Below are 6912 nucleotides of genomic sequence, written 5' to 3' on the forward strand. Positions count from 1 at the left end.
GGCCATCGAAAACGGCCCGAAATCCCCGAAAAACCTAGGCGCGCGATGTAGGGACCGAGGGGAGGATAGTCAATTGGAGGATGAGCCGGTAAGGCGGACCGGATTTATGGATTTCGGACAATGACCAACGAAAAATCCCCGCTCGCGCCGGACAGTTTTCCGGGACTTTCCGCCATCGACGGACTGCGCCTCAAGGTCTCGTCCGCCCGGTACAAGAAATGGGACCGCTGCGACCTGACGTTCGCCGAACTCGCGGCGGGCACGACCGTTGCAGGCGTCACGACCCGGTCGCGCTGCCCCTCTCCGGAAGTCGAATGGTGCCGGGATGCGCTGCCGCACGGCAAGGCGCGCGCGCTCGTCGTGAATGCCGGCAACGCCAACGCCTTTACCGGCCATCGCGGTCGCGCGGCGGTCGAAGCGATCGCCGCGAGAGCGTCCGCGCATCTCGGTTGCGAACCGCGCGAGATATTCATCGCCTCGACCGGCGTGATCGGCGAACCCTTGCCGATCGACAAGGCGGAAGCCGGGCTCGACGCGGCCTTTTCCGCCGACGCGGCGAGCTGGGAGGATGCGGCGCGGGCCATCGGCACCACCGACACCTTTCCCAAGGGCGCGACGGCGAGCGCCGTGATCGGCGATACGACGGTCCATATCAGCGGGATCGTGAAGGGATCGGGCATGATCGCGCCGGACATGGCGACGATGCTCGGCTTCCTCTTCACCGACGCTGCGATCGACGCCGCCTGCCTGCAGGCGATGCTCGGCCGCGCCGTCGCGAAAACCTTCAACTGCATCACGGTCGACAGCGACACCTCGACGTCGGACACGGTGCTGCTGTTCGCAACCGGCCAGGCCGGAAACGCTCGGCTGACTGGGCCCGGCGGCGCGGGTGCGGACGCCTTCGTCGCCGCGCTGGAGGCCGTCTGCCTCGAACTCGCCCAGCTTGTCGTGCGCGACGGCGAAGGCGCACGCAAGTTCATTGAGATTGCCGTGAAGGGCGCGGAAAGCGACGCGAGCGCCCGGCGCATCGCGCTTTCGGTCGCCAATTCGCCGCTCGTCAAGACCGCGATCGCCGGCGAGGACGCCAATTGGGGCCGAGTCGTCATGGCGGTCGGCAAGGCCGGCGAACCGGCGGACCGGGACCGGCTCTCGATCCGCTTCGGCGCGACGCAGGTCGCCGAGAACGGTCTCGCGGTCGAAGGATATGACGAAGCGCCCGTCGCCGCCCACCTGACCGGCGACGAGATCGAGATCGGCATCGATGTCGGGATCGGCAAAGGCCGGGCGACGGTTTGGACCTGCGATCTCACCCATGGCTATATCACGATCAACGCCGATTACCGGACATGAGCCCGATCCTCGCCGAGCAGGTGGCCATGCTGATGCGCTCGGTGGCGACCGAGATCGTGCTGCCGCGCTTTCAGCGGCTGGCGGATGACGATGTTGCCGAAAAAGCTCCTGGCGACCTTGTCACCATCGTCGATCACGAGAGCGAGTCACGTATTGCGGAAGGGCTCGCCCGCCTGCTGCCCGAAGCCCGCATAGTCGGCGAGGAAGCGGCCACCAAAAATCCTGCGCTGCTCGATACGCTGGATCGGGACATGGTCTGGCTCGTCGATCCGCTCGACGGAACATCGAATTTTGCCGAGGGAAAATCGCCTTTTGCGCTGATGATCGCCCTGCTCGCCGATGGCGAGACGCAGGCCGGCTGGATATTCGACCCGCTCACGCCGCGCATCTGCTATGCCGAGCGGGGACGGGGCGCCTATCTCAATGGCGAGCGGATCGCATCGCAAACCAGCCCGCACACGCTTCCCCTCGCCGCCCTGGGCCTGCATTTCATGAGCGAGGAACAGCAACAGGCGTTCGCCGCCCGCGCCGATGGAAAGCTGAAAATCGTTCCGATCCCCCGTTGCGCCGGGGAGCAGTATCCGCGCGTGGTCCTTGGCCAGAACGATGTGGCGCTGTTCGCGAAGTCATACCCCTATGACCATGCCGCCGGGTCGCTGTTTCTCGAAGAAGCAGGCGGCAAGACCGCATGGTCGGACGGAGCCGCATACAGCGTAAATCGCCAGGACCCCGACCTGCTTTCGGCCGCGACGCCAAAACTATGGGATCAGGCGGCCGAAATCTTATTCGGCTGAGCTACGCCGCGACGGCGCTCTCGATCCACTGCTTGAGCTGCATCTTGGGCGCTGCGCCGACCTTTTCGGCATGCTTCTCGCCGCCCTTGAAGATCAGCATCGTCGGGATGCTGCGCACGCCATATTTGGCGGCGGCTTCGGGATTTTCATCGATATTGATCTTGGCGATCGTTACCTGGCCGGCCATTTCGTCCGACAGTTCCTCGAGCGCCGGGCCGATCATCTTGCACGGGCCGCACCATTCGGCCCAGAAATCGACGAGTACGGGCCCCTCGGCATTGAGAACATCCTGTTCGAAACTTCCGTCGGTTACCGGCTTGGTTGCCATGATCTGAATCTCCTTATCGGTTACTCGCCATGTAGAGTGCCGCCTGCCCGGGCTCAACCGCTGGGCGACAAACTTTGCTCTGCGAGGGGCAAGCCGGGCTTGTTAGCCGCAACATCCTGTTCCGACAGCGGAATCAGCCGCGGCCCCGCGGTGTAGAGCAGGCTCGCCTCGATCCGGCGGTTCGGGAAAATCACCTGCAACGCCCCCGCATAGGCCGCCATCTGCCGCACATGCCCCTCGGGAACTGCATCGATCCCGTCGGGCACGACGCGCCCGGTCTTGAAATCGACGACGCGCACCGCATCGTCGCCGACCAGCAGCCGGTCGACGGTGCCCGAGACGACGATGTCGCCGACGACCGCCGCGATCGGCGCCTCGGCCAGCGCATCGGGCCCGAAAATATCGGCGAAACCCGGGTCGTCGATCACGGCGAGCGCATCCTCGGCCAGCGTCTTGCGTCGCGACGGATCGTCGATTCCGGCCGAGCCTTCGAGCCAGGCCAGCGCCGCGGCCTTGCGGCGGGACGGTTCGACATCGGGCAGCCGCTCGAACAGCGCGTGGAGCAGCGTTCCGCGTTCGGCCGCCTCGAGCATCGCCGCATCGGGCGGCGGATCGGCGACGGTATCCGCGCCCAGCGAGGACGGCGCGAGCGGGCGCGGCGGCCGTTCCTCCCGCGGCGCAGGTCGTCCCAGCCAATCCGGCTTTCCGAGATCGGGCGGAGCGGAACGGCGGGTCGCTGCCCCGCGCGGAGAGCTTTGCGGCGCGGCCGCGCCGTCGAACAGGCGAACGCCCTGCCAGAGATCGCTGTCCCGCCAGTCGCCGCCGAACGCATCCATCGCCCGCTCGACCGCCGCGTACCAGCTGTTCTGCGGCGCGTCGTCCCGATTGCGCGGGCCCAGCGATCCGCCGATCACCAGCTGCTCCTCGGCCCGGGTCAGCGCGACGTAGAGCAGCCGCCAATGCTCCTCGCGATCGGCGGCCTTCTGGCGTTCAACGGCATCGGCCAGCGCGTCGACCTGTTCCGCCTTGCGCGGATAAGGCAGCGGGACCGGGGGCCGATCGTCGGCCAGCTCGAAATCCACGGTCCGGCTGCGCGCGAGATCCGGATCGAAGGTCGCGTCGGCGAGGATGACGAGCGGCGCCTGCAGACCCTTCGCGCCGTGCACGGTCATCACGCGGACGGCGTCGAGCGGGGCCGCCGGATCGCGCTTGATCTCGGCATCGCCGCGATCGAACCAGTCGAGAAAATGCTGGAGCGAGGGCGGATTGTCGGCTTCGAACAGCAAGGCCGCGTTGAGCAGTTCCTCGATCGGATCGCGGGCTTCCTCGCCGAGCCGCGCCAGCAGTTTTTTCCGACCCTGAACCGGGCCGGACAGGATCGACTCGAGCAGTTGATAGGGCGTCACGAAATCGGCCTGGTCGAGTATCGCGTTCACGACCAGACGGGCATCGCCCATGTTTCCGGACTGCGGGTCTTCCGTCTCGAACGCGTCGCGCAACGCGCTCCAGAGACTCGATCTCCGCCCTTTGGCGAGCGCGTATAGCTCGTCCTGCGACCAGCCGATGAGCGGCGAGACCAGCAGGTTCGCGAAATTGAGATCGTCCTCGGGCTGGAGCGCGAGACGCAGGGCGGCAAGCAGGTCCTGGATCGCCAGCGGATCGGTCAGCATCAGCCGGTCGACGCCGGCGACCGGAACACCCTCTTCGTGCAGCCGCGCGACGAGCAGCGAGGCGAGTTCGCCGCGGCTGCGCACGAGGATCAGCACGTCCTCGGGGCGCAGCGCCCTGCCTTTCCCGGCCAGCCAGAGCTGGTCCGGCCCCTCGGCAATCCAGTCCTTCACCTGTTTCGCCATCTTGCGGGCCAGCGCGAGCTTGGCGTCGGCGAGCCAGCCTTCCTCGCCCGGATCGGCATCGTCGACGGCCGCGCCGCGCACCGGCTTGAGCAGGGTCACCCGCCCCGGGCGCCCTTCATGCGCGCTGACATGACTGCGCAGCGCGCCCGGCAGACCGATCGCCGCGCCGCCGATACCGTCCATCACCGCGTCTACAAGTTCGAGGATCGCGGGCGACGAGCGATAGCTCCGGTCGAGACTGAGATCGCGCAGCTCGCGTTCGCGCTCGGCGATATGGGCGGCGAACGCCCGTTTCGCATCCTCGAAGGCCTGCGGATTGGTGCCCTGGAATCCGAAGATCGCCTGTTTGAAATCGCCGACCGCGAAGATCGTGCGATGGACGGCATCGGCGCTGTCGGGATCGGTTTCGAAGAATTCGGCGCTCAACCCCTCGATGATCGACCATTGGGCGACATTGGTGTCCTGCGCCTCGTCGACGAGGATATGGTCGATCGACCGGTCGAGCTTGTAGCGGACCCAGTCGCCAATCCCTTCCTGGCCCAACAGGTACCGCGTCAGGCGGATCATGTCGTCGAAATCGAGAGCCCCCACCCGGCGCTTGGCGATCGCATAGTCCTCGGCGAACATCCGGCCCGCACGCAGGGCCGCCGCGGCGAAATCGGCGAACTCCGCCTTGATGCGCAGCGCGAGCAGCCTGCCGACGGCCGTATCCAGTTCGGCGCAGAGCCGGGTATAATCGGGATCGGAATCGATCAGCTTCGTGGTGAATTTGCGCAAATCGCCCTTTTGCGTCGCCCAGATTCCGCGCAATTCGGGAAGCTGGGCGGCGCGTGTTTCGGCATCTGCGGCCAGCCAACTAGCGATCATGTCGGCATTGGCGAGACCGGTTATGGTCCCCCACTCGGCATTGGCGGCGGCGACCCTGCGCAAAACGCCTGTATCGAAAGCGTCGTCCGAACAGGCGTCGACGACCGCCGCCTCGATATCACCCAGCGGAACGTCCAGCGCCGGCCTGAGCACGTCGCCGAACAGTTCGGGCGCACCGAACCCGACCATCGCCTCGAGCGAATGCGCGCAGCGCTGGAGAAACCCTTCCGCGCCTTCCTCGCCCAGTCTCCGGCTGAGCTGCTGCACATCGGCGATCAGCGCGCCGTCGTCGCGCTCCTCCGCCGCGACCAGCATCGCCGCCAGCGTTTCGCGCATCAGCAGTGACTGCTCGCGCCCCTCGATCGGTCGGAAACCGGGCACGATCCGCGCCTCGGCCGGAAAGGCGGCGAGCAGGCTCTGGGCGAAGGCGTGGATCGTCTGGATCCTGAGCCCACCGCCCGTCGCATCGAGCACCCGCGCGAAAAGCTGGCGGGCATGGGCGACGGCGGACGGATCGTGGGCCTCGCCCAGCGCGCGCAATTCCGCCGCCAGCACCGGACTTTTGAGGCGCACCCAATGGGCGAGCCGCGCATGGATGCGGTCCGCCATCTCCGCCGCCCCGGCCTTCGTAAAGGTGAGGCACAGGATCGAGGCGGGATCGACGCCCGAGAGCAGCAGCCGCATGACGCGCGCCGTCAGCACCTGCGTCTTGCCGGTGCCGGCCGAGGCCGACAGCCAGGCCAGCGCATTGGGATCGGACGCCGCGCGCTGTTCGCCGGTCAGCGGGTAGAGGGGCGAGAGGCGCTTAGGCATCGCCGCGTCCGTACCATTCCTGGAGCCGCATCAGCTGGTCGTACTCGCCATAAGGCGCATATTCGGGATGCAGCTTGGCGGTGAAGGGTTCTTCGCCGATCAGCCATTGCTCGGCGGCGCTCGCGAAGACCGAGGCGGCATGGGCGACGAAATTGTCCGCCGTGATCTCCGTTTCGCCGCGCTTGCGGAACGGTTGCTTCACATAGCCGAACCCGTCGCCATCCTTGCCGAGCGACCAATATTCGAACGCCGCGGCTTCGCCCTCGACACCGTCGAACGCGCCGCGATCCGCCAGCAGGCCAAGCAGGCCGAGCTGCATCGCGAAACCGGCCTCGACCGCCGCGGGGGTCGGCGGCTGACCGGTCTTGTAATCGATAATGGCGAGCGACCCGTCGGCAAGCCGGTCGATCCGGTCGGCCTTGCCGGTCAGCGTGACGCCGGAAATTTCAGTCTTCCCATCGACCTCCGCGGCAACCGGCACTCGCCCCGCGGCGATGTCGGCGCGCACCCGTTCGGCCATCCAGCGGATCGGTTCGATCAGTCGCGGCCGCCACAGCGCCCGCATCATGGGGTGCGCATCGCTGGCATCGAGCAGCGTTTCGGCGCGCGTCACCAGCTTGTCGGGATCGCACCCATCCTCGCGGAACCAGTCTTCGAGGATCCGGTGGACCGCCGAGCCGCGCCAGGCCGGGCTGGGCTCAGCGTCGACGGGATCGAGCTGGGAGAGCTTCAGCATCGTCTGCGCGTAGAAGGCGAAGGGATCGGCCTTGAGCCGGTCGACCCTGGTCACCGATATCCGCTTCGGGCGATCGGCCATCGGCGGCCGGGGCGCCGGGCGTCCGGCCGGCGCGATCTCCCGCCCGCGGTCGATTGTCTGCGCCCCGCGCTTCAGGGCCTGGGCGCAGAC

At 67.2% G+C, this 6912-nt stretch carries 5 protein-coding genes; 2 read left to right on the plus strand and 3 right to left on the minus strand.

Features of this window, described 5'->3' with window-relative positions:
* The first annotated feature begins 120 nt into the window (after positions 1-120).
* Both argJ and ACTS1X_RS07250 read left to right on the plus strand, forming a co-directional pair.
* A complete protein-coding gene (argJ, locus tag ACTS1X_RS07245; protein WP_442613715.1) occupies positions 121-1350 on the plus strand; it encodes a bifunctional glutamate N-acetyltransferase/amino-acid acetyltransferase ArgJ in 1230 nt (409 codons plus the stop codon).
* Positions 1347-2144 carry an inositol monophosphatase family protein gene (locus ACTS1X_RS07250; RefSeq protein WP_442613716.1) on the plus strand — a complete coding sequence of 266 codons (798 nt, stop codon included), beginning with the start codon at positions 1347-1349 and terminating at the stop codon, positions 2142-2144. The genes argJ and ACTS1X_RS07250 overlap by 4 nt, the downstream gene beginning before the upstream one ends.
* 1 nt (position 2145) lies before the next feature.
* On the opposite strand, the gene trxA is transcribed toward ACTS1X_RS07250, so the two are convergent.
* The 3 genes from trxA to ACTS1X_RS07265 form a co-directional block, all read right to left on the minus strand.
* On the minus strand, positions 2146-2472 hold the full coding sequence (trxA, locus tag ACTS1X_RS07255; RefSeq protein ID WP_442613717.1) for a thioredoxin TrxA: 327 nt from the start codon (positions 2470-2472) through the stop codon (positions 2146-2148).
* A gap of 53 nt (positions 2473-2525) precedes the next feature.
* A complete protein-coding gene (addA, locus tag ACTS1X_RS07260) occupies positions 2526-6005 on the minus strand; it encodes a double-strand break repair helicase AddA (RefSeq protein WP_442613718.1) in 3480 nt (1159 codons plus the stop codon).
* Positions 5998-6912: PD-(D/E)XK nuclease family protein (locus ACTS1X_RS07265; protein ID WP_442613719.1), on the minus strand; the 915-nt coding region annotated here is incomplete at its 5' end. The genes ACTS1X_RS07265 and addA, both read right to left, overlap by 8 nt.

Origin of the sequence: Parasphingopyxis sp. (assembly GCF_052168275.1) — a bacterium.
Taxonomy (GTDB): domain Bacteria; phylum Pseudomonadota; class Alphaproteobacteria; order Sphingomonadales; family Sphingomonadaceae; genus Parasphingopyxis.

Bases quoted from the DNA above. Each gene is read 5' to 3' on its own strand.
- trxA (WP_442613717.1), bottom strand. From the start codon at position 2,472: ATGGCAACCAAGCCGGTAACCGACGGAAGTTTCGAACAGGATGTTCTC.
- ACTS1X_RS07250 (WP_442613716.1), top strand. From the start codon at position 1,347: ATGAGCCCGATCCTCGCCGAGCAGGTGGCCATGCTGATGCGCTCGGTG.
- addA (WP_442613718.1), bottom strand. From the start codon at position 6,005: ATGCCTAAGCGCCTCTCGCCCCTCTACCCGCTGACCGGCGAACAGCGC.
- argJ (WP_442613715.1), top strand. From the start codon at position 121: ATGACCAACGAAAAATCCCCGCTCGCGCCGGACAGTTTTCCGGGACTT.